Raw genomic sequence first — 26,106 nt, forward strand, 5'->3', positions numbered from 1 at the left:
ATATGCGTTTTAAGCAGTTTTTGATTGTTGTGTTATTAAGTTTTTTTAGCGCTTTTTATGCCAAAGCCGTAAGTATTTTGCAATATCATCATGTCAGTGATGACACGCCTGCTTCTACTTCAATCTCTGTTGAGCAGTTTACACTGCATATGAATTATTTAAAGCAACAAAACTATAAAGTGTTACCGCTTAACGAGATTGTTGACGGTTTAAAAAAAGGTAAGAAATTCGACGCAAAAACGGTTGCTATCACCTTTGATGATGGTTATCTCAATGTATTAACTAATGCCGATCCCATTTTAAAAACCAATGAATTTCCCTATGCAATTTTCGTTGCACCGCAGGAAATAAACCAAGGCAGAAGCAATATGGTGTCTTGGCCACAATTGAAATCATTGTCAGAGCAAGGCGTTTTAATCCTTAACCACAGCCTCAACCATGATCATCTTAATCGTCAATTAGATAACGAAGACATCGAAGCATGGAAGGCACGGATCAGTGAAGATATTACGACAGCGCAACGCATCATTGATGAACAGCTAGGGCCACAACTTAAATACCTCGCCTACCCCTACGGCGAATACAATACAGAATTATTAACGTTGGTTAAATCATTAGACTTCATCGCCTTTGGCCAACATTCCGGTGCGTTATCAAAGCAGTCTAACAGGCAAGCATTGCCGCGTTTTCCTGCATCCGGTCGTTACGCGAACTTAAAGACACTCAAAGTTAAGTTACAAACGATGGCCATGCCAATCAAGAAACTGACCAATGACAATCCACAGTTAGATCAACATACTCAAGGCAACCCTAAACGACCTGAATTGGTGGTGACTTTAGATTTATCAGATATCTATAAACCGACATTAGCCTGCTATATATTGGGTGAGAAAGTAGATATCACTTGGATAGATAAATCATCGTTTAGCGTTGCTTCTAATGTTGACTTGCCTGCGGGGAGATCACGCTATAACTGCACAGCGCAAAGCCGCACGAAATCGAGCTATTATTGGCTTTCTCAGCCATGGATAAACCGTAACGAAGACGGTAGTTGGCCACAAGGGTAATAATGTATTTAATAGGACAAGTTAATAACCTTCGAATGGCTCAGGCATTTATAGACTATGCCAATGGTCTTGATGCCAACTGCCAATTAAAAGAGGTCGAGGATGGCTGCGAAATTTGGTTGATTAACGGTGAGAAAAGACTGTTAATTAAAAAAGAATTCGAAGAGTTTGTTCGCTCACCTAACCAAGGAAAATATATCGCTGCTTCATGGCAAACCCCCAACCAACAGATTGAAGCGAATAATGATTTGGCCCGCAATCCAAATCAAGAATTTTTAGCGATTATAATGAGTAAAAGCAGCCTTTTTGTAACCATTATTTTTACGTTGTGTTGGATAGTTTTTATATTTGGTGGCCAAGGACAAGGCGACCTGTCTCAGTTCTTATTTTTTTCCCCCCTCAACCAACCGTTTGATGTGGCACAGCCTTGGCGAATAATAACGCCTGCATTAATACATTTTTCAATGATGCATATCGCAATGAATTTAACGATGTGGTGGCATTTTGGTGGGCTCATTGAAATTAAGCAGTCAACTCAGCGAATTATGACGTTGTTTTTTATCGCAGCCATTATTTCTAATACAGCACAATACTTGGTAACAGGCGCTCTTTTCGGCGGTATGTCGGGTGTTGTGTATGCCGTGTTTGGATATGTGTGGATTTATAGTAAGTTTAAACCTAGCGAAGGCATCACAATTGCGCCTGCTTTTTTCGGATTATCATTGTTCTGGATGGCGGCGGGCTTTTTTGATTTATTACCAATGAATATTGCTAATACTGCACATTTAGCAGGGCTACTAAGTGGACTCGCGTTTGGATATTTTTGCGTTAAAAAATAAAGCCCCTTAAAAAAGGCAACACCATTCAGTTAAGCATGTTTTTTCTGAATGGTATAACTAGTTTTAGAGATTCTAACGGTCCTTGGTTTGGGCCGTTTTCTTTTTTTAGGTAGCACAAACTTTTTCACTTTAGCTCGCATCGCTTTGAGTTTACTGGGGATTGTTCCTGGCTTAGCTATCGCACACCACAGTAACTCATCTTGGATATAACGCAATGCCATGATGAAACTGATACGCAGAGGTGGTACTTTAGCTTCTTTCGCTATTTGACTTATCTCAACTCGCACAAGATTATACGCAATCAATATCCCCCAAAGCTCTTGATAAACCCCTGTTACCGTTTGGCTACGTAACATCATTGAGTTTTCAAGCTGTTGACATTTTATTTCACCATAACCATTCTCGATTTCCCATCGCTCCCAATAGACATGAAGTAAGTCGTCCTTTGGATATAATTCACTATCAAGCAATGAGGTGATAAATCCTTTAATTTGACCTTTGGGCTCCTTGTAAGTCACCATTCTAGCTTGCCAAGTCTCTGGCAAACTGGGATCTTGTTTCCTCGCATGCGCGGAAACATTCATTTCAATGAGACAATCTCCACTACTGTATTCTTCAATAATTTGAAATCGTGTATTAGACTTTATCGGGGTTAACCAATGGCTATCTATATGCGCTCTTTGCCAATTAATCATCAACTCTGCTGACAAATAGCAGCGGTCAAATAGCGTAAGGCTTTGATTAGGAATACTGAGGGTTTTGGTGTGTGTGATTTCTCCTTTAACGCAAGGACCAAAGGCGACATCATGAATTAATCGACTGCGTAATGACATTAACGCGCATAAGCGAAGCATTGGATATTCAGTATGGCGGTCTTTGCGATGTTTTATATAGCCAAAGTGTTCAGCAAGCTCTGGTGAGTCGGGGGTGCGAAAGCAAGTACCATCTACAGCAAAGAGTTGCAGCCCGTGCCAAGTGTCTTCTGTATCTTCTTGTTTTACCCAATGCGCGGCCGTTAAATTAAACAATGCTTCTAATGGTTCTTTTCCGAGCCTTAAACGCGCTTGCGGAACGGCACTTGGTGCAACTGTTTCACCTAACTCATCTGTTAATGATAAATCTAGTTTATTCACGACATCATTAATTGAACGATCCCGATACAAGCCCATACCAACAATTAACCAAACAACAAGCTCTGCGGGTAATTTCCTGCGTCTGATACTCGCTTTGTTCGTTGTTTTTAGTACGGATTCAATCCACTCAAGCGGTAAACTTTTTTGAAAAATGTTTACGCTCTCTGGCTCTGCAAGAGTGTGGACATCATCCAACCACATAGATAACATAAAAAATAGCCCCATCCAAAAGATGAGGCTATTGTCGTATGATCGTTGTTTCTGTCAACTGATCGATTTCTTAACTGATCAGTGTTGCCTTAAAAAAGGGGCTTATAAGAACGTTGCTTTATATGATTACTAGTTATAAATATATTTAGTAAATAACAAGCTCACTGCAAGTTCCTGCCCTGTTTCTTCTTTAAGCAAGGCATTAATAGCGTCTAAACAGACTCCTCGAATCTCTTTTTTGCCTGCTGGAGACTTAATTTTTTCTTCAGTTTGCTCACCTAGAATTTCTACCACTTTAGCACGTAATAACGGCGCATGATGTTCAATGATAGACACGTGTTCAGGACTTTTAACCATAAGTTCAAGGGTAATTCGAATAAAACCGAGTTGGTTACCTTCGCTCAGATAGTTAGTTGTGATATCAGGTTCAAAACCATAATAGGCATAACTGTCCATAGGTGCGCCATCTTCAGCATAGACTAACTGGCTATTTGCCATTGCTAGGGTTAACAATACGCTTAATAGGACTTTTTTTAACACGATCCACTCCCCAAAACTTTTCTAAAATACTCATTGCCGTTAATGGTAAAGCCAAGTGCTAGTTTTAGCAATTAATTCGCTGCTTTAGCATGATTTTTCCTGCGAGCTAGCGCATAATAAAGCCATTATTTTTCGATAGCTACTTAATGTGACTTCAAATTCGCAATCTCCGTCAACATCTTGTCCCAAGATAGTGCCTAATTATCATTCAATTACTATGCCATTTAAACAAGGTCTCACTGCCCATTGGTTTGATGGACACTGTGATTCAGTGCCGCAATGGCGAGAGCCTTTAAGTGATTGGTTGCTTGATAGCGCTTCCTTGACGAAACGACTAACGCAACAAAGCGAGTCATTTGAAGTAAAAGTATTGCAACAATCACATTCAACTTTGTCACAACAAGAGAAAGACTTATTTGAGAGTGATGATATTGAATGTCGTGAAGTGCTACTTATTTGCGATGAACAAGCCCAAGTTTACGCTCGAACGTTAATTCCTAAAGCGACCTTGGAACACGCTAATAAACGCTTGGCGACGCTGGGTAACACTTCACTTGGGGAAGTGTTATTTAGCGATCCAAGTATGCGCCGCAGCACTATAGAAGTTTGTCAGTTCAATGAGTTCTCGCCAATTTCTATGATGAGCCAGCAATTGTTATTGCCTGCTCAGTCAAATATTTGGGCGAGACGGTCAATGTTTTATCTTCAGGACTATCCACTGTGTGTTGTTGAATGTTTTTTACCTGGCAGCCTTGCCTACTCTAAGAGTTTATTATGATATCTTCTGCAAAACTGCATGGTTTAATTCAATTAACGCGACTGGATAAGCCAATTGGAACACTCTTATTGCTATGGCCAACGTACTGGGCGCTATGGCTCAGTGCTAACGGGTTTCCTAAACTTGATGTTTTTATTGTGTTTACTTTAGGAGTTCTAATGATGCGCTCAGCGGGTTGTGTCATCAATGACTTTGCCGATCGCAAAGTTGATGGCAAAGTTAAGCGCACCGATCAGAGACCTCTTGCGACAGGGGTAGTATCAAGTAAAGAAGCGCTAGGTTTGTTTTTCGCGCTATTAGTGATTTCTTTTGCGTTAGTGCTCACCATGAACAGCCTAACCATTGGTCTGTCTTTTGTGGCTGTTGCACTTGCTACAACCTATCCTTTCATGAAGCGCTATACACATTTACCACAAGTCGTTTTAGGGGCAGCCTTTGGTTGGTCGATACCCATGGCATTTGCAGCACAAAGCAACGAACTTCCGCCACAAATGTGGTGGTTATTTACAGCAAACCTTTGCTGGACAGTAGCTTATGATACTTATTACGCGATGGTGGATCGTGATGATGATGTCAATATTGGTGTTAAATCAACGGCGATATTGTTCGGCCGCTTCGATCGCTTGGCTATTGCGCTATTACAAATAGCAACGGTGATATGCTTGATTCAAGTAGGGCTACTAGAACAATTGTCTTGGATTTACTATGCGGGTATTGCCATCGCTGGTGCATTATTCACTAAGCAGTTTATAGATACATCTAAGCGTGATAGGGAGAGTTGCTTTAAATCATTTCTAGCCAATAATCACGTTGGTTGGGTGTTATTCACGGCGATATTTGCCGATTATTGGTTGTTAGGGTAATTGTTAACCATTTAGGCGTGATACGCTCGCTCATTGCCATTGCCTACATGGAGGTAGGTACTTAGAAAAAGTCAGGAACAATTTTCTGCCATGGCACCGCGAGATACCGTTCATCCTCGGCTCTGGCTCCTGCTTCGCTCTAACTCCTAAATCCATTTAGTCGTGAACACCCTCGCTCCTTGCCATCCATGGCACCGCGAGATACCGTTCATCCTGAACATAAAAAAGGCACAACCGAAGTTGTGGCTTTCCCTCTTTCCTTGAGGGTCAATCCTTTGAGTCTTGATCCTACATCCTTTAGTATCTTCGCCTTCCTGGCGAGCTATTCCGTAGCGAACCTTTGTGACACCATCCTAGCGTCTGTCAAACTTCCTTTCCCTGACAAGGTGAGCCTTTCCTTGTGCTCTGTGCTTCCTAGCTGGGATTAATAATATGTGAATCAGTGGTTAGTGGCGATATGCTTTAAAAAATAATTTTTATTTATACTAAATTAATTCTTAATGCAAGAATAGTTACTAACTATAAATCAATCACTTATTTCATTTAGTGCAGTTATTTTTTATAGTAATAACCAAATTAACGCACGAGCTTGTAAGATATATCTCACACCGCAAAAGTCGATAAACTTCACCTGTGTTTTAGGCTAATTTAAACTTGCTTTAATCGTTGCCAATACTGTCGGTCTCAACAAGCTAGTTACCGTCTCTACTAGCTGCATAACTTCTTCATTATTGTGCTCGTCTTGTTCACCAGTAAAGTAATCTAGCTCTTTTAAGCCGCTGATAAAGGTCGACAATACGTTCTTATCAAAGAACTCTGGCGCATTAATTCCATGGATATTAGACAATCGCTGTGCCAGTACATGACTATCATGGCTCAATGCTGAGCGCTCAATATTCGGTTTCTTCTGCATGATTTTCAACACGATTGCGTAACGTTGCAACGTCTCCTGAATATGCTGCGCCATAATAATCAATTGTGTTTTGTTTGCCGCTACAATCGCAACCCTATTGTCATCGATAGTAATTAAATTCGAAGCTGCCATTTGTTCTAAAACATTCTCAATATATTGAGTAAGTTGTTCTTGTTCGAAACCAAGGAATAGTTCGTTTTTAATCAGTGGGTACAGTCCAGAGACTAGGCTGCTAACTTCTTGCTTAGTCGTCATGTTTTTATAAACTAAACTCGCTGCAATTAACGACGGTAAAGCGAATAGATGCAGGATGTTATTGCGATAGTACGTCATGGTTACCGCACCCGATGTATTCAAACTAATAACATCGCCAAGCTCATCATTGGTTACCGTAAATTTATCTAATTCAATGGCTTGTTCAAGTAATTCAGCGCCACTTTCATTTGGTACAGTGACATCTTGGGTGTACGGTACTTTGCGCAATAAATTTAGATAAAGATCTAACTGTGCAATCAAATTATTCTTTGCAATGGCACGACGTTCGACGCCTAAAACGGCCAATGCTGTTAACGTAATTGAGGTCACCGCTGCACAGTTGTTAATGTTAGTCATCACTTTATTAGCAATATCATTGACTGTTGGCGTTAACCAAGATGGTTTTTGTAATTCAATCGGATTAATTGACTCGCGCCAGTCAGGTACTGTTTCATCAAGGTGTTTATTAAGAGAAATAGGCTCACCAAAATTAACGTAAGCTCGGCCAAAGTTCTTGAGTTTGCGCAGCGTTTTAAAAACTTGCCCCATTGATTCTTTTTCTTTTGACTTACCTTTTAACTCACCGTGATAAGTACTTACCTCCATCACGTGATCGTAACCTAAATAGACCGGAACCATGGTGATTGGTCTGTCTAAACCACGCAGTAGGCCTTGGACTGTCATCGCCACCATACCCGTTTTTGGATTAAGTAGACGACCAGTTCGAGAACGCCCGCCCTCGGTAAAATATTTAACTGAATAACCGTTATTGAATAGTTGATGCAAATATTCTCTAAAGACAGCTGCGTAAAGCTTGTTGCCTTTAAACGTTCGGCGCATAAAGAAAGCGCCGCCACGGCGAAAAATAGGGCCAGCAGGCCAAAAACTTAAGTTAATTCCTGCCGCAATGTGTGGCGGCGCCATTCCTTGACGATAAATAACATAACTCAGTAACAAGTAATCCATATGACTACGATGACAAGGCACGTAAATGATTTCTTCGCCGTCTTGAGAGAGTTGTCTAACGCGCTCTGCGTTAGCAATATTAATGCCTTTGTACAGCTTATTCCAAAGCCAGGACAAAACTCGATCGCCAATTCTAAGTAAACGTTCGGAGTAATTAGCGGCAATTTCATCGACCATTTTCGATACTTCGTCATGTATTTGCTCAGTGGTTAACTTTTTCTGTGCTCCGTATTCTTCCATGGCAGGCCCAAGTGCCGGCGATTTTATAATGCGTTTATCCAGTGAATTTCGGTAGACGAGCTTAGGACCCAGCATCGTTTGTGCTAACCGATAGAAGTGAAATCGAGCCAATCGAGAAAGCTTATGGGCTATTCGCTCATCGCTACTGCGCCCATCTAACATCTGAGCCATTGAAATAGGCTGACTAAATCGTACAAAGTTGTCACGCCCTAAAAATAGTACCATCATGAATTTACGCAACCATGAAGCCTGATCATCTTCTAACACAGCCGCCTTTACTGAGCTATCTTCCTTACCCGGTTTACGACCCCAAAATAACGCGACTGGCACCAATTGAATATCATGTTGTTTTTCATCACGTAACAAGTGCACTAGTTCACTGAATCCAGCAATAGACTTTTCGTCTTGCGGCGCAGCTTTACCGACAAACGGCATGCGGCCGTGAACAGAGAAATAACGAGGAAGTGCTTTTCCGCCAATTGATATCGGCGTATTTGGGTTGGGAAGACCTAGTTTTTTAGCAATCCGTTCAAGCGCAATCAAATCAGTAATTGATTCTGTTTTCAAAATATAAACAACGGGTTTTTGCGGATCAATACCAAGTTCAGTGCAAGGGTCGCGCGGCACTAATTTACTCTTTACTAATAAGCGCACGGGCCAACGTAAAAGATTTACCCAGTGAGAAAGAGAGTTAGACATGAAAATTACCAAAACAGCCATAAATTGTCGGTAATTATAGCGAACTTACAAATAATGCCCTAGAAATAATAGGTATAAAAATGGGAAATAAATGTAAGAAAAGATAAAGTGACCTATAGTTACTGGCTACCCTATCGCCATTAAATATTTAATTTTGAAGAAAGTCGTTACTAAATAGTAACTATTATTATCTTACATTTTGTAAACAATTAATTTAAGATGTAGCGCCCTTTCCTAAGTCAGTTAAGCGCGGCAATCCGCAAAAATATTTTGAGGTCATTGTCATTCTTGATCAACAACAGCCAGATCTGTTTATGCCCGGACGTAAGCTAGACGCAAAAATCACCGTTGCTTCCATTGAGGATAAAGTGCTAGTACCGCTGTAAAGTGTTTTCACTAAAGACCAACAAACCATTGTCTATATTTATGAGAATGGCGATTTTATCGAAACCCCTGTCACCTTAGGCCAGAGTAGCCTTAGCCATGTAGAAATAACTGACGCCCTGTCATCTGGCCAAAAAATTTCATTGACGAACAAGGAACATAGCTAATGAAATATTTATCGTTATTTCTAGATACTTTAACGGAACTAGCTCATCACAAACTCCGTACATTATTAACATTACTGGGTATGATTTTCGGCGTAGGTGCGGTAATCGCTATGCTTAATATCGGTGAAGGCGCCGAGCGAGAAGCACTAAAAATGATTAATACAATGGGCCTTCATAATCTTATTGTTGAAAGCAAAGACTTTGAAGAAAAAGAACTTAAAGAACAGCGTAAACACTCACAGGTTTATCGATCCGAGATGGTGAAATCAGCGTTGCTTCTTTGCCATTCATTACGCAGTTTAGTGCTCAAAAAACATTAGATACTTACAGTATTTTTAGTGCCAAAGGCAAAAGTAATGGTGAAGCGACTGGCGTTAGTCCAAGCTTTTTCGAATTATCAAAATTTCAATTAGCAAGTGGTCGCCTGTTAACTAAAGAAGATGATTTAGGCTTTTCGCAAGTTGCGTTGTTAGGCTCAACAACCGCTAAACAGTTATTTCCGTTAGGTGATGCGTTAGGCAAACATATCAAAATCAATCATCTATGGTTTTAAGTGGTTGGCGTATTAAAGGCACCATTTCTTAAAAAGGAACAGTTTCAAGGCATTAAACTTGGTGGCGATCAAAACCAGGTATTTATACCAAGTTGACATAGTTATTGCCCACTTTTGCTGGTTAAAATAAAATGAATGTTGCGTTGCTTTCAATCCCAATAGCCAGCTATTGCTCAATCAAGCGCCTTGCCTTCATTTGTTTTTCCTTCGCAAAACAAGATCACAAACTTAATCAAATTGGTATTATTCCGCTAAAAACGGCATTACATAAGTTTCCTAGCAAGGAGCTAGTCAGTGAAGTCACCAGTCTTAAATTGAAAGTGAGCGAAGATGTCGACCCTGTTGCGGCAGCGCAAGCGGTTAGTCATCTCATGCAACGCCGCCACAATGACGTTGACGACTATAAACTTATTGTACCAGCCGCTTTGCTTGCTCAGCAAAAACAAACGCAACAGATATTCAACATAGTCATGTCGTGTGTTGCCGGTATTTCACTGCTTGTTGGCGGTATTGGCATCATGAATATCATGTTAGCGACGGTATTAGAACGCACCAAAGAAATTGGCTTACTGCGCGCAGTTGGTGCGACTCAAAAAGATATTCAAACACAGTTTATCGCTGAGAGTTTTACGATTTCAATTCTTGGCGGCATCTTGGGGGTGGTGTTTGGCATCATGCTGTCAGAGCTGATCTCTATTTACTCAGAATGGGCTGTGTCATGGTCGATTAGCGCTATTGTTTTATCATACCAATTGCATTAAGTAAGTGATCTTGTTGTGCGTAGAGAAAATCAGCTAAAACAAGGCGCTCGATTGACTAATAGCTGGCCATTAGGATTGAGAGCAACGCCATTTTAGTTAATTTTAACAAGTACAAGTGGGCAAATATTTAATGCAATTGGTATCATTTAGCATCTGTGCCCTTGTTGGGCTTACATTTGGCGTTTATCCTGCGATAAAAGCGTCTAAGCTTGACCCCATAGACGCGCTGCAAAGCGACTAGCATCACCAATAAAAAAGACCGAGATTGTAGCGACTACAATCTCGGTCTCTTCTTTTTAATAACAACTATTTAACCGCTTGTTTAACAGCGCCTAAATGCGCAATCACTTCATATAACTCTGCCGCCATACTCTCGCGATTAGCTTTGGTATCTTTTAACTTATTTGCCATAACAACTACAGTTGCCGGGTGCACTAATAAGTCTTTTGCGTGATAACAACTACCATCAGCCACTTTTGGCAACTTACCATCGTGATGGTAATCAGCTTCAATCTCTTCAAGTGATATTTTCTGCATGGTATCAGCCGCTTTCATCACAGCATCAACATACTCTTTACACACTGGATTCTTTAGACTAAATGCTGGTAAAAATTGCTTAGCAATATCGACTAACTTACTTGATGCTACGCCTACTTCTTGGTACGACGCCGTATTGATTTGTTGCGTCGTTAGTTGAGCTAATTTGCCATAGTTGTCTAATAAGTCACTGCTACTTGCAGCCGCACTCGCGGTTAAACAACTTAGCGACAGTGCGATTAAAACATTTTTCATTTGAGGGTTCCGGTGTGTAAAAACACCTCAAATGATAATGATTATCAAAAACAACTTCAACTACTATTTTAATTATTTCCTAGCACAGCGCATAGCCGCCTTTTAAATGTCCGACATTTTCGAAACCTAAACGGATCAGTGCTTGCCCCGCAACATGAGAACGACTACCGCTACGACAAAGTAGAACAATTTCGGCGTTTTTATCATGCTTGTTTTCATTAATAAATTGCACAAATCGTGTCAATGGAACGTTTTCATCAAAAGATTGATCGTGTTGCAGCGCATATTCATGAGGCTCTCTAATATCAATAAGTTTAATTGATTTATCAGTTCCATTAAGCGCATTGGCTAATGTATCACTGTCATATTCATTCATGCGTTGTTGCTGACATTCTCCAACAAAGGCACCACAGATTATTTCACTACCGCTCTCATCCACAATGTGCTGATCTAAAAGATCTTTTTGAGTAACAAACTGCGATTTATTGATTACGCCTGTTAGGGTTTGCTGTAAGAGATTATTACGCGCTATTTCTGCATCAATAGAACTCGTAAATTCATTATTATAATCATGACTTGGACATAATAGCGCGTCACGCGAAACAACATTATCGATTAAACGTAAGCTCGAAAACATATCGGCAGTATTTGAACAATCGAAATTAGTGCGACCTAAACTTCCCATCAGAATCGTATCGCCACAAAATAGATATTGCACGTCGAGTTGTGAAGTAACAGGTTCACATAAGGCCATACTGATACTGTCACTGGTGTGTCCCGGCGTTTTAATTTGCACTAGCCATTTTTTTCCTACTGGGATGTATGCAAATTTATCATCACCCAATTCAAACGTTTCAGCGTTGTCAGGCCAGCCAAGATGATCGCTCGATTGAGCGGCAAGATACTTATCAGCAATCACATTTCTGCTTGATTCGTGATCAGCATGACCATGAGTATCAATCACACCAACAAGATTGAGCTGCTGACACTCAATCAAGGTATTAATGCGCTCACTAACTTGCGCTAAAGGATCGATAACAATGGCAGACTTATCGTCGGCATCAACATACAACCAAGTGCAGCTCCCACCCACTTTAAATTGAATTAAACCAGCCAGCGGCGCTTTATCATCAATATGATGTTGCGACATTAAACAACTATGGCCTAATGCCATTGCAGATTGCTCGATACGTTGACAGGCGCGATTGACTTCCTCTTGCGTCATTGCGGGACCAAACGACATTCGAATAGCTGCTTCACTTTGCCAAGCTGGAATGCCCATCGCATCTAATACAAAGCTACGTGTTACTTTCGAACTACAGGCAGAGCCAGAACTAACGCGAATACCAGCAGCATCAAACAAGTCCATAATCTCTTTCGAGCTAAAACCTTCGATGGCAAAGTTTAATGTTGTAGGTACGCTATTCTCAAATTCGTGATTGAATATTACTTTGCCGAACGCTTTCTCTAACGATTGACGCATTTGTAATCGAAATTCATGCAATAGAGCTATTGGTGTGAATTTAAAATCAGATTCATCAAGCATGATGGCAAATATTTCATTAAGCGCCGCCATGCCCGGTAAGTTTTCAGTGCCTGAACGTAAACCGCCCTCTTGACCGCCACCAGCAATAAAAGGTGTAAATGGCGCATTTTTTCGAATATAAACGAAACCAATTCCCTTAGGCGCATATAATTTATGACCACTAAACGGGGCATAATCAATCGTAGTATCAGCTAAGTTTAATCCAGTTTTGCCTAATGCTTGAACACAATCAACCATCCAATAAACATGTGGGTTATTCGCTCTAATAACCTGCTCTAATGCCGTAAGATCTTGATAGACACCGGTTTCATTATTTACCGCCATCGTACAAATCATTAACGCATTGCTAAGATGTTGCGCGATGAACTTAGTATCTAACGTTCCTTGATTATCAACAGGAATAGCGACAATCTCAGCATGAATACCTAAAATGGCATTCCAATGTTTTAACGACTCTGGCACTGCCTTATGCTCAGTGGCACCATAAAGTAAACAATACTTTTTATTCGGATCCATGTTCTGCTTAGCTGCCGATAGCGCAGATATAATACCTGTTTGAATGCCTTCAGTTGCACCACTTGTAAAGATAACCTCACCTTCACCCGAGCCTAAAATCCGCTGCGCTCGCTCACGAGTTTGTGTCATGATTTGTTTTGCACGTAATCCGGTAACGTGACTACTACTTGGGTTACCAAAACCAGTTTTCATGGCGGCAAGTGCGGCATCTGCAGCCTGTGGTAACACAGGGGTTGTCGCATTGGCATCTAAATAAATTTGGCTAAGTGATTGTTGTAATGACATTAAGTGATTCTCTACTTGCTGAAGGAACTCATATAACTAAAAGTAATATCTAATTTCTGATTGGTATATTAACAACAATCGCCTATTATTCAACCCTTAAATAGTTAAGGGATTAGCGCACAAACAAGTGGTCAGAAAGACAACAAATTCGTACTATTGAGCAATATAACAGTTTTTAAAAAGACCTACCTTTATTAACTGTTGATTTATAATAATATTATTTTTGGCATTACACTTGCTCTATATCCGACGTATAAAATATTAATCCAATTCAACAAGGAATAAAAAGATGACAGTTGCCGCTAAAGATCGCCCACTAGATGCAGTGCGCGAAGAAGTTATTGATCAACTTATTATGAATTACAGTCACGGAGAGCTTTCACTTGAAGCATTTGAGAGCCGTTTAGATATCGCGATGGAAAGTAATGATCAAGAAATCATCAGTGAATTAGCCAGAGATTTGCCTTTAAGCATTGATGAAAGTTATCAACAAAAGAAAAATAATGCGTTGGGTACTCATCAACACCACGGTGATGCTAAAGAGCTCGATAAACTCATCAACGTGCTAAGTTCAAGTAAGCGAGACGGACAATGGAATGTACCACAGCATATTGTCCTCACCAATGTATTGGGCAGTGATGTGCTCGATTTCACACAAGCGAGGTTCACATCGTCACACGTTAAAATCACTATTTTATCTGTACTTGGTAGCGTAAACATAAATGTGCCAGAAGACGTAAACATTCATACTAATGTTAACTGTATAGCCAGCAGCATTGCCAAAAATACCCACGTAGAGTTTGATGCTAGCGCGCCAACAATCAGTATTGAAGGCAAATTCATACTCAGTAGTTTAAATATAAAAGTAAAGCGGACAGTTCGCGATCGATTACTGCGTTTTGCCGACAGTATGAAAGCCTTTTTTAATTAACAGCATTGTTAGAGTTGAACGGCTTCAAAATCAAATAAACATTGAGGCCTTATTTCCTAAAAATGCAGTCGCATCACTAGCGGTTAACGGCTTACTGTAAAGATAGCCCTGTGCCAGCTTACAATGATTACCTAATAAAATAGAAACTTCAAATCTAGGAATCGAATGGAACAACGCAGAATCAAGGTGTTCATTAGTGAACATATCTAAGCCAAGGTTATGAGCCAGTAACCTTAATTATTGGTTTAAATTTGACATTTTGCTGCACTTTAGTACTACCAAGCGGTGATATATTCCCAAGCTGTTGTTTTCTATAATACCAATTGCATTAAGTAAGTGATCTTGTTGTGCGTAGAGAAAATCAGCTAAAACAAGGCGCTCGATTGACTAATAGCTGGCTATTAGGATTGAGAGCAACGCCATTTTAGTTAATTTTAACAAGTACAAGTGGGCAAATATTTAATGCAATTGGTATAACACTAAAGTCGTAAAAAATAAATCGATATCATGATTGTAGATCAAAAAAAAGCGCACCAAATAGCACGCTTTTTGTTGAATAATAAAAAACTAATTACCTGCTACTTTCATTTCTTCAAGTAAAATAGAACCACACAAGGTGCTCTTACGTAGATCGGCATCGTCACTAATGGCAACAATGTTTTTATACAGATCCTGCAAATTTCCAGCGATGGTAATTTCATGAACAGGATATTGAATAACGCCGTTTTCAACCCAGTAGCCTGCCGCACCGCGTGAGTAATCACCTGTAATAATATTCACTGACGACCCCATCAGATCAGTGACCAGCAAACCAGTTCCCATCTGTTTGAGCAAGGCTGCTTGTGATTCAACCGTGTGATTTACAAACCATGTATGGGTACCACCAGCATGACCTGTAGGTGCCATATTTAATTTGCGGCCTGCATAACTCGTAATTAAATAAGACGCCAAGGTACCTTGGTCAATGACAGTTAAATCTTTAGTCGCCAAACCTTCGTGATCAAAAGGGGTAGATGCTAGATATCCTTTAAGATGAGGTTTCTCTTCAATAGATAACCAGTCTGGGAAGATTTGCTCACCTTTTTTATCCAGTAAGAAACTCGCTTTGCGGTAAAGACTCCCACCACCGATTGCCGAAACTAAATGGCCAATGAATCCAGCTGATAGCTGCGATGAAATAACAACAGGAACAGTCATGGTATCGAGCTTTTTAGCGCCTAAACGAGCCAATGTGTTCTTAGACGCTTGCTCGCCTATATATTTCGGTGCGTCAATACGATCAGGATAACGTGACACGCTATACTCATAATCACGCTCCATTTCACCTTCGTGTTCTGCAATGGTGACACAAGACAGACTATGACGAGAACTCGGATAACCAGCGATTAAACCATGACTATTGCCATAAACGCGTAATCCTTGATGAGAATTATAAGAAGCGCCATCACAATAAGTAATTGCATCGCTATAATCTAAGGCAGCAGCTTCAGTCTCTAATGCTAAATCAATCGCATATTGTGGCTCTAGCGAACCTGGATGGTATAAATCTAAATCAGGAATCTCAGTGGCCATTAACTCACTATCAGCGAGGCCATTGAAAGGATCTTCTGAAGTATGCTTTGCAATACTAATCGCAGCGGTCACAGCGCTTTCAATCGCAGATTCACTTAAATCTGAGGTCGAACTACTGCCCTTACGATGGCCACAATAAACACTAATTCCCAGCGCACCATCATGATTAAACTCGATAGTTTCAACTTCACGTGAACGCGTTGAGACACTTAAACCCGTTTGCTTACTCATTGACACTTCAGCACTAGTCGCGCCGTGCTTTTTCGCTGAATCTAACGCTTTTGCAACGGATTCTTTTACTCGCGCAAGTTCATCAAAAATATCGTAGTCTGCTGCCACAACGTTGTTCCTTTAAATAATTTTGCGATATCTTAGCACGCTTCACGTTAACGCAGCGTCATCGATTAAAAAATAATGCTACAATGCGCGCAAGATAACCGATTACCAGAGAAACCTCATGAGCAAAGCGAAAAAAGCGCCCATTGATTTAAGCCAAGAACAAGACGGCTGGGTAAGCCGCAGCGAGCTAAAACGCCAAGCCGATGATTACCACGCGCTTGGTCGCACAATCATGGCACTTGCCGATAGCCAGCGAAAAATGATTCCGATGAGTGAAGATTTGCGTCATGCCGTTGAACTAGCCAATCGCATTCGCCACACCAAAGAAGGTTTCCGCCGCCAAATGCAATTCGTCGCTAAAGTATTGCGTAATAGTGATGTAGACGAAATTAGACTGTCGCTTACACAGTTTGATAAACGTGATAAACGTTCTGACCTAGAATCAAAGAAATTAGAGAAACAACGTGACCGTTTAATTAACATGGGCGATGTTGCAATCAATGACTTTTTAGAGCAATACCCTGACGCAGATCGCCAAAAACTGCGTCAACTTGTACGTCAAGCAAGTAAGGAACTCAAAGACGAGAAGCCTGCAAAGGCGGCTAAAGAACTCTTTAAATATATTAAAGAGCTTAAGCAAGCATAAGCTTTCCTTTAAAAAAATGCTGCTTCATTTATTCTAACGCCGCTAAATCTAGCGGCGTTTTACTAACGACCACACCATTATTGTCAGCATAAATAAAATCACCAGCAACAATCTCGACACCGCCAATATGTAATGGGACATTAATATCACCCAACCCACGCTTATCAGTTTTCAGCGGATGAGCAGCTATCGCATGTATACCCAATTCAATAGTAGATAATGCATTAACATCACGTACGCACCCATTGATAATAATACCCTGCCAGCCATTACTTGCGGCTTTTTCTGCCAACATATCACCAAGCATCGCTCTATTCTTAGAACCACCGCTGTCAACCACCAGCACCTTACCTGTGCCGTCTTGAGCAGCCAATTCTCGCACCTTGGAGTTATCTTCAAACGCTTTGAGCGTAATAACCTCTCCCCAGAATGCCGTCTTAGCACCAAAAGACTGAAACATCGGCTGCAACACACTAATTCTGTTGTCGTATCTGTCACAAATTTCCGGCAGTAAATCTAACATTTAAGTAATCCATTAATGGCTTCTGTAGTCATCTTAGCCTAGGGCTGAGCCCCCGACTCATCACCATTATTGATAATGAAAATTACAGCTTATAAATATAATTTTTTATTTGAAATAAAATCTGATTTAGATCAAGTCATTTAACAACAAGAGGCGTAATTTGAAGTTATAGAAAACACATATAAGGACTACAAAATGTCAGTTGAAAATCACCATTTACATAATGAATTTCCAGAGTATCACGATCAAATTCACAACCTTAAAATGAATGATCGCCACTTTAGCAAATTGTTTGATGAGTACCACACCGTAGATCGCAGTGTACGACGCATTGAAGATTCTGCAGAAGTTTCATCAGACGAGCATTTAGAGAGTCTAAAAATTAGAAGATTGCATTTAAAAGATGAACTGTTCACCATGCTCAAAAAAGTTCAACTTGCCTAAGCTCACCCAATAATCGTGAAGGCATACGCCTATGCCTTCACGTCCACGTTCCCTTTCGAAAAAATAGAATGCATCCTCGCTAGATTTTCTGATTGGCCTGCTTCTCAGCCGCTTTCTCATATTCTTTTTCTAATAATTCCTGTAGCTCACCAATGCGTTTTTCTTTCTCTTGCGCCGATAGCGATTCATCTTTAGCAACTTCTTCAATCATTGCCTCAATCTCTTTCACTTTTTCTTTATCTACACCTAGTCGCCCTTCAACAATCGATGCCATTGCGTCTGCTAAAAAGTTAGACGTATCAATATGAGCAAGGGGATCATTGCGAGTTGTTGAATCGGCTTGTTCAACAGCAACTGCTTCTCTGAGCTTAATATTCTGCATTACCGCAAGATGTTCATAGGTGTTTTCATCAGCCTTCTTAACTGACTCTCCAGCTATTGCCTGAGGGGACAAGGTAACCGTATCGACTTGCGCAGGCGGCAATAAATCGTTGCCGCTCGGCTGAGATTCTACCGAAGAGGTAGATTTAGCAGCCTGAGTTTGCTGCGTATGATAGGCGCCATAAGGGTTTAACAGACCAAAATTCATGTGCGTCGTCCTTAACTTAATTAATTGAAATACACTAACTAAGCAACCTTCAGGCCACTTTAAAATCTCTACAATTCAACCAATTAACGATGTTAATTTAACGCCAAGTTATTCGTTAACAACTTGTTAAGTTTAACACTGTAGCTTAGGTAGTTCTTTGCGTAGAATGGCTCTCAATGCAAGATATTGCACAACGAATGAAATAATAATTAAGGACATAATGGTGAAACTAAAAACTCTTTCGCTAGCGCTATTGCTAGCCGTTGGCGCAAGTCAGCCTGCATTTGCAGCTGATGCCAAAAAATCAAAATCAGACAAGAAAGACGCTACACTAGCGTCAATACTTGAAGAAAAAGAAGAAACCAAAGGATTATTAAATTTTTACCAAGATAAAAAGTCTGGTGAAATGCTAATGGTATTAACTGAAGACCAACTCGATTCTCCTATTATGCACTTTGCGCATACTGTGGAAGGCCTATTAGACGCAGGGCATTTTCGTGGCGGCTACCGCGGCAATAAAATTATCGAGTTTCGTCGCTACTTTGACCGCATTGATATCATCACTAAAACACCACGCTTCTTGTTTGACGAAAGCAATCCAATTAGTCGCGCTAAAGGTGCCAATATTAGTGAAGCAGTATTAGCGAGCTTGCCAATCAAAAAAGAAGAAGATGGTAAGATTTTAGTTAATGTGAACAAGTTATTTTTAGGTGAATCGCTACACCGCGTCTCACCATGGTCTCGCACAGGAAAGGCTGCAGCTAAGCGTTTTAGCGTCGGTAAACTTGATAGTAAAAAATCACGTTTTCTAGAAAAGCGTGCTTTTGAAGACAATGTTGATCTTGTGATTGATTACGTATTTAGTAACCCCAACCCCCGTGTTGGCGGTTCTCGCGCAGTATCAGATCCACGCTCAACGTCAGTGAAAGTACAACACTCATTTGTTAAATTGCCTGAAAGTGATTTTAAACCTCGTTACGATGACGCGCGAATTGGTTACTTTACGCATCAGTATGATGAAATGACGTCAAGTAAATGGGCGCCTTATAAAGATGTAATCAAACGCTGGAACCTCGTTAAAAAAGATCCAAGTGCAGCGTTATCTGAACCTGTAGAGCCTATCGTTTGGTGGATTGAAAACACCACGCCATTAGAATGGCGCGACACCATCAAAGAAGCCACATTAAGCTGGAATAGCTCTTTTGAAAAAGCAGGTTTTAAAAACGCCATCGTGGTTAAGGTTCAACCTGACGACGCCAAATGGAGCGCAGGCGACATCAACTACAATGTGCTTCGTTGGACTTCATCGCCAAATCCTCCGTTTGGCGGTTACGGCCCATCACTTGCGAACCCATTAACGGGTGAAATGCTCGGCGCAGACATCATGCTTGAATATGTATTCATGAAAAATCGCTGGATCTACGACAGCTTATACAGCCAAGGCGCTGCTAGTTTAAGTGTCGCTGGTCACGACGTTGAAAAAGAAGGCCTCCACTGCAGCTCAGGTCACTTATTACAACAAAGTATGATCATGGCGAACACCATCACCGATACTAATTCAGTTGAAGGCAAACAGCTGCTTGACGAAGGTTTACGTTGGTTAATCCTTCACGAAGTTGGCCATACCCTCGGCTTAAACCACAACATGAAAGCGTCTATCTTGTGGAATGAAAAAGATATTCACGACGTTAATAAAACCCAAGGCATCCTAGCGGGTTCTGTAATGGATTACACTGCAGTAAACGTTGCGCCTAAGGGCATGAGTCAAGGTAACTTTTTCCAAACTAAGCCAGGTCCTTATGACGATTGGGCAATTGAGTTTGGTTACACTACAGCGTTAGACGATGAAGCAGCAGAAGCTAAGCGTTTAGCCGCTATTTTAAATCGTTCAAATGAACACGGTCATGCTTTTGGTAACGACGCTGATGATATGCGCCGCCCAGGTAGCCATATTGATCCACGCGTAATGATTGGTGACATGTCTTCAGATCCCGTGGCATATGCGAGTCAGCGTATGGAACTAATCGACGGCATGTTTGGCAACTTGAAGAACAAAACGCTTAAAGAAGGCGCGTCTTACCAGCCGCTTCTGATTTCTGCTAATTCACTATTTGGTCAATACCGCACCCAAGCTGGCATCGTGTCTCGTCAAATCGGTGGTGTCTATGTCGAGCGTGATTTCCACAGCAAAGACAACAAACACACACCTTACACACCAGTACCAAAGGCCACACAAAAGGCTGCGATGAACACGCTTGCTAAGCAGGTATTTAACAGTGACGTGCTTGAGTCTTTGGCGCCGCTATATAACTACATGCAGCTACAGCGTCGTGGTTTTAACCACGGTGGCCGCAACGAAGATCCGCGTGCTCACGATATGATTATCGGTATGCAGCGCAATGTACTAGCGCACTTAATGCATCCAAATGTATTAAAACGCATCTCTGATACATCGTTATACGGCAACGACTATTCGTTAACCGAAGTCATGAATGATTTAACAGCGGCTATTTTTGATAGCGGCAAGTTAACAACTGTCAGCCAGAATGTTCAGACTGACTATGTTAAGCGCCTTATTGCAATTGTGGGTGTGTCTAAACCTTCACGTTACGATAACTTAGCGAAAGCAGCGGCATTAGGTCAGTTAAATGCAATTTACGACAATGCTTCAGGTTTTGGTTTTGGCCAAGATGCAATGACCAAAGATCACAATGCCTATATTGCATTACTTATTGGCAATGCAATTCATAACTAACCCCTTTTGAGCTACTGAATTTAAGTTTGATAGTAATCGGCTGCTAATTGCAAAGTTAGCAGCCTTTTTTATACAGTTTCCACACTCGTTGCCGATAAAAACGTAAGAACATTAATCATCGGACGATATGTCATGAAAATAAATCCTCCTAGCATTAGCATCAATCAGCAAACGCATGTAGCACCCACCGCATCAGATAAAGGGTATTGGAATATTGCTAACGATATTGCGCCATCTACAACCCATGTAACGCTGTCTGACGAAGGCAAAGCATTATCGAAAGCTGACAATACCAAAGACTTTGGATACGCCCTTAAACAACCAGCCAATTCAGCACAGCAGGCTGAGGCTGCCAAAGAGCAAGAAGACAAGGGCGATATAATCGACCAGCAAATTAAACGCGTTCAGGAGCAAATCAAAGAAACTCAAGAAAAAATAACCGCACTGCAAAGTCAAGATTCAGAAATAGTGGACGAACAAATTAAAGTATTAACGGCGCTTCTCATGGAGCTAAATGCACAGTTAATTTCCCTTAATGAACAAAAGCTACAAAAAGCCAAACAGGAACAAGCAGGGAGTTAGCAGTATTAATCGCAATAGCAAGCTATTACTCATTCACGCGCCTTGCAGCTTAGTTTTTATCCTTGCTATAAATTCCAGCATATCCAATGACTATGGGGATAGAACTGATATAATTTCTGTCGATATCGATATTCGAGTAAATCATGAAACTATTAACGTTATTATTTCTTATTATAACAACGCATATTAGTCACCTAGCGTTAGCTCAGTCAGGCAAAGGCGTTGATGACCAACCAACAAATGCAGTACTTACTTGCATGAGCAATCACTTAAAATCTGCAAATAACTCAGATACTGTTGTTGATTTACGACGCCATTGTGAACAACAAAAAATGACGGCGTTTGACGTTCGAAATTCATACGAGCAACAAGTCATTGAAAATCCTTTTGCGATACTTCCTCATAAGCCAAACTACTTATTGCCTTTTACTTATTCCAACGTAGATACTGATATTTATGATGGGATATTGGACGGAGAAGAGTTTGATCCTGTCGAGGCCAAATTTCAAATTTCAATTAAATATGTAGCTTATCAAGATTTTGTTTTTGATAACATTGATATGCAATTTGCCTTTACAGCAACAAGCTGGTGGCAAACTTATAACTCAAAACTATCAGCACCCTTTCGTGAAACCAATTATGAGCCTGAAGTCATCTTTACTTATGAGAAGCCTTGGCAATTATTCGGTATGCCGATTGATATGACCTATTTATCATTCAATCATCAATCGAATGGCAAGGGGGGCGAATTTTCACGAAGTTGGAATCGCATTATCGGCGGATTAGTAATGAGCCATGGCCCTGTTATCTACGGCGTGAAAGCATGGTGGCGCATACCCGAAGACGAAAAAGAAACACCCGACGGCCTTGGCGATGATAATCCTGATATTGAAGACTTTATGGGCAAAGGTGAGATTGGTGCATTATGGCAAATCAACGACCATCATAATTTAAGTATTATGCTGAGAAACAATTTTAAAAGTGATAATAAGGGCGCTATTACTTTAGGCTGGTCTTTCCCAATCAGTAGTCATTTACAGGGCTATGTTGAATACTTTAATGGCTATGGAGAGAGTTTAATTTATTACAACGAACGAACACAACAAATTGGTGTTGGTATAAAATTAACAGACTGGTTATAACTATTTAAATGAAAAAGCCAAGCGGTCGCTTGGCTTTTTTGTAAGTACCGTTACTGACGAATACCTTCGATATGCAGATCTAAATCAACGTGCGTTGATGCTGGTCCTAAATTAATTGGAATACCAAAGTCAGCCATTTTCAAACGTACTTTACCGCTAAATCCAACTCGGTATCCACCCCAAGGATCTTTACCTTCACCAATTTTTTCTGCATCAATGGTAATCTGCTTCGTGACACCACGTAATGTAAGATCACCCATGATTGCTAATTTTCCGTTACCTAAATCCTTCACAGACGAGCTAACAAATTTAGCGGTGGTGAATTTTGATGTATCAAGCACATCAGGATTACGTAAATGCTTATCACGCTCACCGTGATTTGAGTTAATACTTGTTGCATCAATGTTCATCACAATCTTTGATGCCGCTACATTGTTTGCATCATAGTTAAATTTACCGTCAAACTTATCAAAACGCCCCGTTAACCAACTGTAACCAAGATGTTGAATTTTAAAGTTAATTGATGCGTGAGCACCTTTATAATCAACCACATAGTCTGCTGCGTTTGTGATTGGGCTTAAAAGTGCGCCAGCCAATGCAGAGGCTAAAAGTAACTTCTTCATATGTAATCTCTCTTCTCTATTTCTGCCTGTGACCAAGCATTCTTTTAAGGGTGTTATCTTTATCGATAACGTGATGTTTAATGGCGGCAAGTCCATGTAACAACGCGGCGCCAACAACAATATAGGCAGCATATTCATGCGCCAAACCAGCCAAGTCTTCTTGGTTTGTAAATAACTCACCTAAACTAGGAATGGTAAATAAACCAAATACTTCGATACCACGACCATCTGCCGTTGATATCAAGTATCCGCTTATCATGATGAAAAACAATAATATATAGAGCAAGATATGGACAGCGTGTCCCGCTTTTCGTTCAACATTAGTATGAGATCCCAATGATTCTGGCTGAATCTGCAGCCATCGAGATGCCACACGCACAATCATCAGGATAAACAATACGATGCCAATACTTTTATGTAAGTCCGGGCCTGTTTTATACCAAGGATCGTAATAGCCTAAACCGACCATCCAGTCCCCTAAACCAAAGAGTCCAAATACGATTAACGCAATGAGCCAATGTAGCCCAATCGATAAATAACCATAATGTTGCGTTGTATTTTTCACATTCCGCTCCTAAACCACTGATAGAATTCATCATAGTGTAACTTTTACCAGAAATACATCCTCTATTTGGCAATTGATTATTTCCATTTAACTCCTAATAACTGTTAATTAACCATTATTATTAACTAAATATGTATTAGAAATGCGCTAGGGGGCATGGGTATAAATCATTATGCACAAGTTTATTTACCAATAATTTGACTGTAATTTTCATATTAACTACTTCACAATCATGTTTGTGAAGTAGTTAGAAGTAAGATTAATTGCTGATAGTTCCATCACAGGAGAAACGTGCGATAATAGCGCCGAAATTTTAGTGCTTCACACTAATAACAACCTATATATAAGAATTGAAGGATTTTTACATGCACGATTTATATTACAAAGGCCGCATTCATACACGAGTGAACCATGTAAAATCTGGCTACAATACTAAACGTGATGTACGTCTTGGCACATCGGAAAACCCATTGAGTTTAACAGTGACCAGTGACGAGCGAAAAGACGAAGTGAGCCAACTGGTTGAACAACATGAACTAGTGGCTGATATTTCAGTATCTAGTGATGCCATTGAAGACATCAATCAATTAACCGCAATAATTAACACGGCTTCAACTACGACCTTTGAAAAAACACCAGGCCGAAATGATCCTTGTTCATGTAACAGTGGCAAAAAATTTAAAAAATGTTGTGGCTAAAACCAACGCAGGAGCATTAGGTCTTTGCCTACATGGATAATGTATGGACCCACTCCACCTACTAATCACCCGATACCGTTCATCCTCGGCTCTAGCTCCTGCTTCGCCCTACCTCCTAAATCCATTTAGTCGTGAACATAAAAAAGCCGATGAGCATGCTCATCGGCTTTTTTGTTAGAACATTAATATTCTAGTGTACGTGACCGTCTTCTGCTGCGTGTGCTTGGCCTTCAGCGGCTGGAGCATCAGTTGCTGCCGGTGGTGCCATTTTTTCGACAGAAATCAGTTCAACTTCGAACAACAAAATTGAGTTTGCAGGAATGCCGCCTGTTGCACGAGCGCCATAAGCTAATGCAGATGGAATAGAGAACTTATAAACTGCACCAGGGCTCATTAATTGTAAGCCTTCAGTCCAACCAGGAATTACACCGCCTAGCGGGAAAGAAATTGGCTCACCGCGATCATGAGAACTATCAAATTTAGTGCCGTCAGTTAGCGTACCAGTATAATGAACAGTTACGGTATCAGCAGCGGTCGGTTTTTCACCTTCGCCTGCTTTTACAACTTCATACTGTAAACCAGATTCAGTTGCTTTAACGCCTTCTTTCTTTGCATTTTCGTCAAAGAATACTTTTTCAGTTTCAGCAACTTTAGTCGCTTGAACTTCTTTCATCTTTTTATCGTAAGCCATTAACGCTGCTTGAACTTCTTCTTCATTCAATGCTGCGTTGCCTTTGATCGTATCTGTAAAACCTTTGATGATAAGATCTTTATCAGCTTCAACACCCATTTCAGAAGCTTGCTCTAAGCTTTTGTTAACGTATTTAGCAAATGACACACCAATAGCATATGCGCCTTTTTCGTCATCATTTTTTAGTTCAATAGCTGCTGGAGCTGCCTTTGCAACAGGCTCAACTTTCTTCTCTTGATTACAAGCAGCAACCGTTAATAATGCAGCTGCTACTGCAGATACTTTCAAAATCTTTTTCATGAAACTTCCTTTAATGGGATTATCAGCCACTTCATTTTACAAACGGCCATTATTATTAATAATTTTTAGTGATGGTGTTTATGCCACATTCTAAGCCAGTTATTCAAGTTTTTTAACAAGATAGTTGTTGATTAGCCTGCATTTGAGCCATATCATCGAAGGTAACACTCACAAATGTGTCTTATAGATAAAGAAAGTA

At 40.5% G+C, this 26,106-nt stretch carries 25 protein-coding genes and 1 pseudogene; 14 read left to right on the forward strand and 12 right to left on the reverse strand.

Translation table 11 applies throughout. The annotated features are described in order from the left end of the window. Window positions 1–2: 2 nt before the first annotated feature. Both ACMAZF_RS17305 and glpG read left to right on the forward strand, forming a co-directional pair. Window positions 3–1,067: a polysaccharide deacetylase family protein gene (locus ACMAZF_RS17305; RefSeq protein ID WP_435274978.1), complete on the forward strand. Its 1,065-nt coding sequence runs from the start codon at window positions 3–5 to the stop codon at window positions 1,065–1,067. 2 nt (window positions 1,068–1,069) lie between these two features. Further along, window positions 1,070–1,906 (forward strand): rhomboid family intramembrane serine protease GlpG, encoded by an 837-nt coding sequence (gene glpG, locus ACMAZF_RS17310; RefSeq protein ID WP_435274979.1) that lies wholly within the window; start codon window positions 1,070–1,072, stop codon window positions 1,904–1,906. A 29-nt stretch (window positions 1,907–1,935) separates the two neighbouring features. Here the strand turns inward: glpG and ACMAZF_RS17315 are convergent, their stop codons facing one another. Further along, window positions 1,936–3,249: an IS4 family transposase gene (locus ACMAZF_RS17315; RefSeq protein WP_435277182.1), complete on the reverse strand. Its 1,314-nt coding sequence runs from the start codon at window positions 3,247–3,249 to the stop codon at window positions 1,936–1,938. A 129-nt stretch (window positions 3,250–3,378) separates the two neighbouring features. After that, window positions 3,379–3,789, reverse strand: coding sequence for a flagellar basal body-associated protein FliL (locus ACMAZF_RS17320; RefSeq protein WP_435274980.1), 411 nt, complete (start codon window positions 3,787–3,789; stop codon window positions 3,379–3,381). Window positions 3,790–3,937: 148 nt separating this feature from the next. On the opposite strand from ACMAZF_RS17320, the gene ACMAZF_RS17325 reads away from it, so the two are divergent. Continuing rightward, entirely contained in the window at window positions 3,938–4,567 is a 630-nt protein-coding gene (locus tag ACMAZF_RS17325) for a chorismate--pyruvate lyase family protein (protein ID WP_435274981.1), read from the forward strand. Beyond that, window positions 4,564–5,430, forward strand: a complete 867-nt coding sequence (gene ubiA / locus ACMAZF_RS17330; protein ID WP_435274982.1) for a 4-hydroxybenzoate octaprenyltransferase — start codon at window positions 4,564–4,566, stop codon at window positions 5,428–5,430. The genes ACMAZF_RS17325 and ubiA overlap by 4 nt, the downstream gene beginning before the upstream one ends. 643 nt (window positions 5,431–6,073) lie before the next feature. On the opposite strand, the gene plsB is transcribed toward ubiA, so the two are convergent. After that, window positions 6,074–8,503 carry a glycerol-3-phosphate 1-O-acyltransferase PlsB gene (gene plsB / locus ACMAZF_RS17335; protein WP_435274983.1) on the reverse strand — a complete coding sequence of 810 codons (2,430 nt, stop codon included), beginning with the start codon at window positions 8,501–8,503 and terminating at the stop codon, window positions 6,074–6,076. A 550-nt stretch (window positions 8,504–9,053) separates the two neighbouring features. Here plsB and ACMAZF_RS17340 point away from each other — a divergent pair. The 3 genes and pseudogenes from ACMAZF_RS17340 to ACMAZF_RS17350 form a co-directional block, all read left to right on the forward strand. Next, window positions 9,054–9,374: an ABC transporter permease gene (locus ACMAZF_RS17340; RefSeq protein ID WP_435274984.1), complete on the forward strand. Its 321-nt coding sequence runs from the start codon at window positions 9,054–9,056 to the stop codon at window positions 9,372–9,374. Next, window positions 9,335–9,607 carry an ABC transporter permease gene (locus ACMAZF_RS17345; RefSeq protein WP_435274985.1) on the forward strand — a complete coding sequence of 91 codons (273 nt, stop codon included), beginning with the start codon at window positions 9,335–9,337 and terminating at the stop codon, window positions 9,605–9,607. The genes ACMAZF_RS17340 and ACMAZF_RS17345 overlap by 40 nt, the downstream gene beginning before the upstream one ends. A 248-nt stretch (window positions 9,608–9,855) precedes the next feature. After that, window positions 9,856–10,362, forward strand: a pseudogene (locus tag ACMAZF_RS17350) (ABC transporter permease); the annotation flags it as partial. A 312-nt stretch (window positions 10,363–10,674) separates the two neighbouring features. On the opposite strand, the gene ACMAZF_RS17355 reads toward ACMAZF_RS17350, so the two are convergent. Together ACMAZF_RS17355 and ACMAZF_RS17360 are read right to left on the reverse strand one after the other, a co-directional pair. Next, a complete protein-coding gene (locus ACMAZF_RS17355; RefSeq protein ID WP_435274986.1) occupies window positions 10,675–11,160 on the reverse strand; it encodes a hypothetical protein in 486 nt (161 codons plus the stop codon). A 79-nt stretch (window positions 11,161–11,239) separates the two neighbouring features. Continuing rightward, a complete protein-coding gene (locus ACMAZF_RS17360) occupies window positions 11,240–13,507 on the reverse strand; it encodes an aminotransferase class V-fold PLP-dependent enzyme (protein ID WP_435274987.1) in 2,268 nt (755 codons plus the stop codon). Between the two features lie 289 nt (window positions 13,508–13,796). Here ACMAZF_RS17360 and ACMAZF_RS17365 point away from each other — a divergent pair, with 289 nt between their 5' ends. Next, a complete protein-coding gene (locus ACMAZF_RS17365; protein ID WP_435274988.1) occupies window positions 13,797–14,438 on the forward strand; it encodes a LiaF domain-containing protein in 642 nt (213 codons plus the stop codon). A gap of 30 nt (window positions 14,439–14,468) precedes the next feature. Here ACMAZF_RS17365 and ACMAZF_RS17370 read toward each other — a convergent pair whose 3' ends face one another. Next, window positions 14,469–14,642, reverse strand: coding sequence for a hypothetical protein (locus ACMAZF_RS17370; protein WP_435274989.1), 174 nt, complete (start codon window positions 14,640–14,642; stop codon window positions 14,469–14,471). Between the two features lie 363 nt (window positions 14,643–15,005). After that, window positions 15,006–16,349, reverse strand: a complete 1,344-nt coding sequence (pmbA, locus tag ACMAZF_RS17375) for a metalloprotease PmbA (RefSeq protein WP_435274990.1) — start codon at window positions 16,347–16,349, stop codon at window positions 15,006–15,008. 118 nt (window positions 16,350–16,467) lie between these two features. Here pmbA and yjgA point away from each other — a divergent pair, with 118 nt between their 5' ends. Beyond that, window positions 16,468–16,995 carry a ribosome biogenesis factor YjgA gene (yjgA, locus tag ACMAZF_RS17380; RefSeq protein WP_435274991.1) on the forward strand — a complete coding sequence of 176 codons (528 nt, stop codon included), beginning with the start codon at window positions 16,468–16,470 and terminating at the stop codon, window positions 16,993–16,995. Between the two features lie 28 nt (window positions 16,996–17,023). On the opposite strand, the gene ACMAZF_RS17385 is transcribed toward yjgA, so the two are convergent. After that, window positions 17,024–17,518, reverse strand: coding sequence for a putative 4-hydroxy-4-methyl-2-oxoglutarate aldolase (locus tag ACMAZF_RS17385; protein ID WP_435274992.1), 495 nt, complete (start codon window positions 17,516–17,518; stop codon window positions 17,024–17,026). A 195-nt stretch (window positions 17,519–17,713) separates the two neighbouring features. On the opposite strand from ACMAZF_RS17385, the gene ACMAZF_RS17390 reads away from it, so the two are divergent. Next, window positions 17,714–17,962, forward strand: coding sequence for a YdcH family protein (locus tag ACMAZF_RS17390; RefSeq protein WP_435274993.1), 249 nt, complete (start codon window positions 17,714–17,716; stop codon window positions 17,960–17,962). Window positions 17,963–18,041: 79 nt separating this feature from the next. Here the strand turns inward: ACMAZF_RS17390 and ACMAZF_RS17395 are convergent, their stop codons facing one another. Next, the gene (locus ACMAZF_RS17395; protein WP_435274994.1) at window positions 18,042–18,551 is read right to left on the reverse strand and encodes a hypothetical protein; all 510 of its coding nucleotides are present in this window, start codon (window positions 18,549–18,551) and stop codon (window positions 18,042–18,044) included. A 223-nt stretch (window positions 18,552–18,774) separates the two neighbouring features. Here ACMAZF_RS17395 and ACMAZF_RS17400 point away from each other — a divergent pair, with 223 nt between their 5' ends. From ACMAZF_RS17400 to ACMAZF_RS17410, 3 genes are all read left to right on the forward strand, one after another. Then, entirely contained in the window at window positions 18,775–21,306 is a 2,532-nt protein-coding gene (locus ACMAZF_RS17400; protein ID WP_435277272.1) for a zinc-dependent metalloprotease, read from the forward strand. 132 nt (window positions 21,307–21,438) lie between these two features. Next, on the forward strand, window positions 21,439–21,888 hold the full coding sequence (locus ACMAZF_RS17405; RefSeq protein ID WP_435274995.1) for a hypothetical protein: 450 nt from the start codon (window positions 21,439–21,441) through the stop codon (window positions 21,886–21,888). 143 nt (window positions 21,889–22,031) lie between these two features. Further along, the gene (locus ACMAZF_RS17410) at window positions 22,032–23,030 is read left to right on the forward strand and encodes a phospholipase A (RefSeq protein ID WP_435274996.1); all 999 of its coding nucleotides are present in this window, start codon (window positions 22,032–22,034) and stop codon (window positions 23,028–23,030) included. Between the two features lie 50 nt (window positions 23,031–23,080). On the opposite strand, the gene ACMAZF_RS17415 is transcribed toward ACMAZF_RS17410, so the two are convergent. Both ACMAZF_RS17415 and ACMAZF_RS17420 read right to left on the reverse strand, forming a co-directional pair. Then, window positions 23,081–23,653, reverse strand: coding sequence for a YceI family protein (locus ACMAZF_RS17415; protein ID WP_435274997.1), 573 nt, complete (start codon window positions 23,651–23,653; stop codon window positions 23,081–23,083). 16 nt (window positions 23,654–23,669) lie between these two features. Further along, window positions 23,670–24,218, reverse strand: coding sequence for a cytochrome b (locus ACMAZF_RS17420; RefSeq protein ID WP_435274998.1), 549 nt, complete (start codon window positions 24,216–24,218; stop codon window positions 23,670–23,672). Between the two features lie 365 nt (window positions 24,219–24,583). Here ACMAZF_RS17420 and ACMAZF_RS17425 point away from each other — a divergent pair, with 365 nt between their 5' ends. Continuing rightward, entirely contained in the window at window positions 24,584–24,916 is a 333-nt protein-coding gene (locus tag ACMAZF_RS17425) for a PBPRA1643 family SWIM/SEC-C metal-binding motif protein (RefSeq protein WP_435274999.1), read from the forward strand. 190 nt (window positions 24,917–25,106) lie between these two features. On the opposite strand, the gene fkpA is transcribed toward ACMAZF_RS17425, so the two are convergent. Then, entirely contained in the window at window positions 25,107–25,907 is an 801-nt protein-coding gene (gene fkpA, locus ACMAZF_RS17430; RefSeq protein WP_435275000.1) for an FKBP-type peptidyl-prolyl cis-trans isomerase, read from the reverse strand. Between the last annotated feature and the right edge of the window lie 199 nt (window positions 25,908–26,106).

The organism is Psychrobium sp. nBUS_13, assembly GCF_051201665.1.
Lineage (GTDB): Bacteria > Pseudomonadota > Gammaproteobacteria > Enterobacterales > Psychrobiaceae > Psychrobium.

Bases quoted from the DNA above. Each gene is read 5' to 3' on its own strand.
- ACMAZF_RS17355 (WP_435274986.1), bottom strand. From the start codon at position 11,160: ATGAAAAATGTTTTAATCGCACTGTCGCTAAGTTGTTTAACCGCGAGT.
- ACMAZF_RS17425 (WP_435274999.1), top strand. From the start codon at position 24,584: ATGCACGATTTATATTACAAAGGCCGCATTCATACACGAGTGAACCAT.
- glpG (WP_435274979.1), top strand. From the start codon at position 1,070: ATGTATTTAATAGGACAAGTTAATAACCTTCGAATGGCTCAGGCATTT.
- ACMAZF_RS17315 (WP_435277182.1), bottom strand. From the start codon at position 3,249: ATGTTATCTATGTGGTTGGATGATGTCCACACTCTTGCAGAGCCAGAG.
- ACMAZF_RS17395 (WP_435274994.1), bottom strand. From the start codon at position 18,551: ATGAATTTTGGTCTGTTAAACCCTTATGGCGCCTATCATACGCAGCAA.
- fkpA (WP_435275000.1), bottom strand. From the start codon at position 25,907: ATGAAAAAGATTTTGAAAGTATCTGCAGTAGCAGCTGCATTATTAACG.
- ubiA (WP_435274982.1), top strand. From the start codon at position 4,564: ATGATATCTTCTGCAAAACTGCATGGTTTAATTCAATTAACGCGACTG.
- ACMAZF_RS17360 (WP_435274987.1), bottom strand. From the start codon at position 13,507: ATGTCATTACAACAATCACTTAGCCAAATTTATTTAGATGCCAATGCG.
- ACMAZF_RS17390 (WP_435274993.1), top strand. From the start codon at position 17,714: ATGTCAGTTGAAAATCACCATTTACATAATGAATTTCCAGAGTATCAC.
- ACMAZF_RS17370 (WP_435274989.1), bottom strand. From the start codon at position 14,642: ATGTTCACTAATGAACACCTTGATTCTGCGTTGTTCCATTCGATTCCT.
- ACMAZF_RS17365 (WP_435274988.1), top strand. From the start codon at position 13,797: ATGACAGTTGCCGCTAAAGATCGCCCACTAGATGCAGTGCGCGAAGAA.
- ACMAZF_RS17385 (WP_435274992.1), bottom strand. From the start codon at position 17,518: ATGTTAGATTTACTGCCGGAAATTTGTGACAGATACGACAACAGAATT.
- ACMAZF_RS17405 (WP_435274995.1), top strand. From the start codon at position 21,439: ATGAAAATAAATCCTCCTAGCATTAGCATCAATCAGCAAACGCATGTA.
- ACMAZF_RS17340 (WP_435274984.1), top strand. From the start codon at position 9,054: ATGAAATATTTATCGTTATTTCTAGATACTTTAACGGAACTAGCTCAT.
- ACMAZF_RS17305 (WP_435274978.1), top strand. From the start codon at position 3: ATGCGTTTTAAGCAGTTTTTGATTGTTGTGTTATTAAGTTTTTTTAGC.
- ACMAZF_RS17410 (WP_435274996.1), top strand. From the start codon at position 22,032: ATGAAACTATTAACGTTATTATTTCTTATTATAACAACGCATATTAGT.
- plsB (WP_435274983.1), bottom strand. From the start codon at position 8,503: ATGTCTAACTCTCTTTCTCACTGGGTAAATCTTTTACGTTGGCCCGTG.
- yjgA (WP_435274991.1), top strand. From the start codon at position 16,468: ATGAGCAAAGCGAAAAAAGCGCCCATTGATTTAAGCCAAGAACAAGAC.
- ACMAZF_RS17415 (WP_435274997.1), bottom strand. From the start codon at position 23,653: ATGAAGAAGTTACTTTTAGCCTCTGCATTGGCTGGCGCACTTTTAAGC.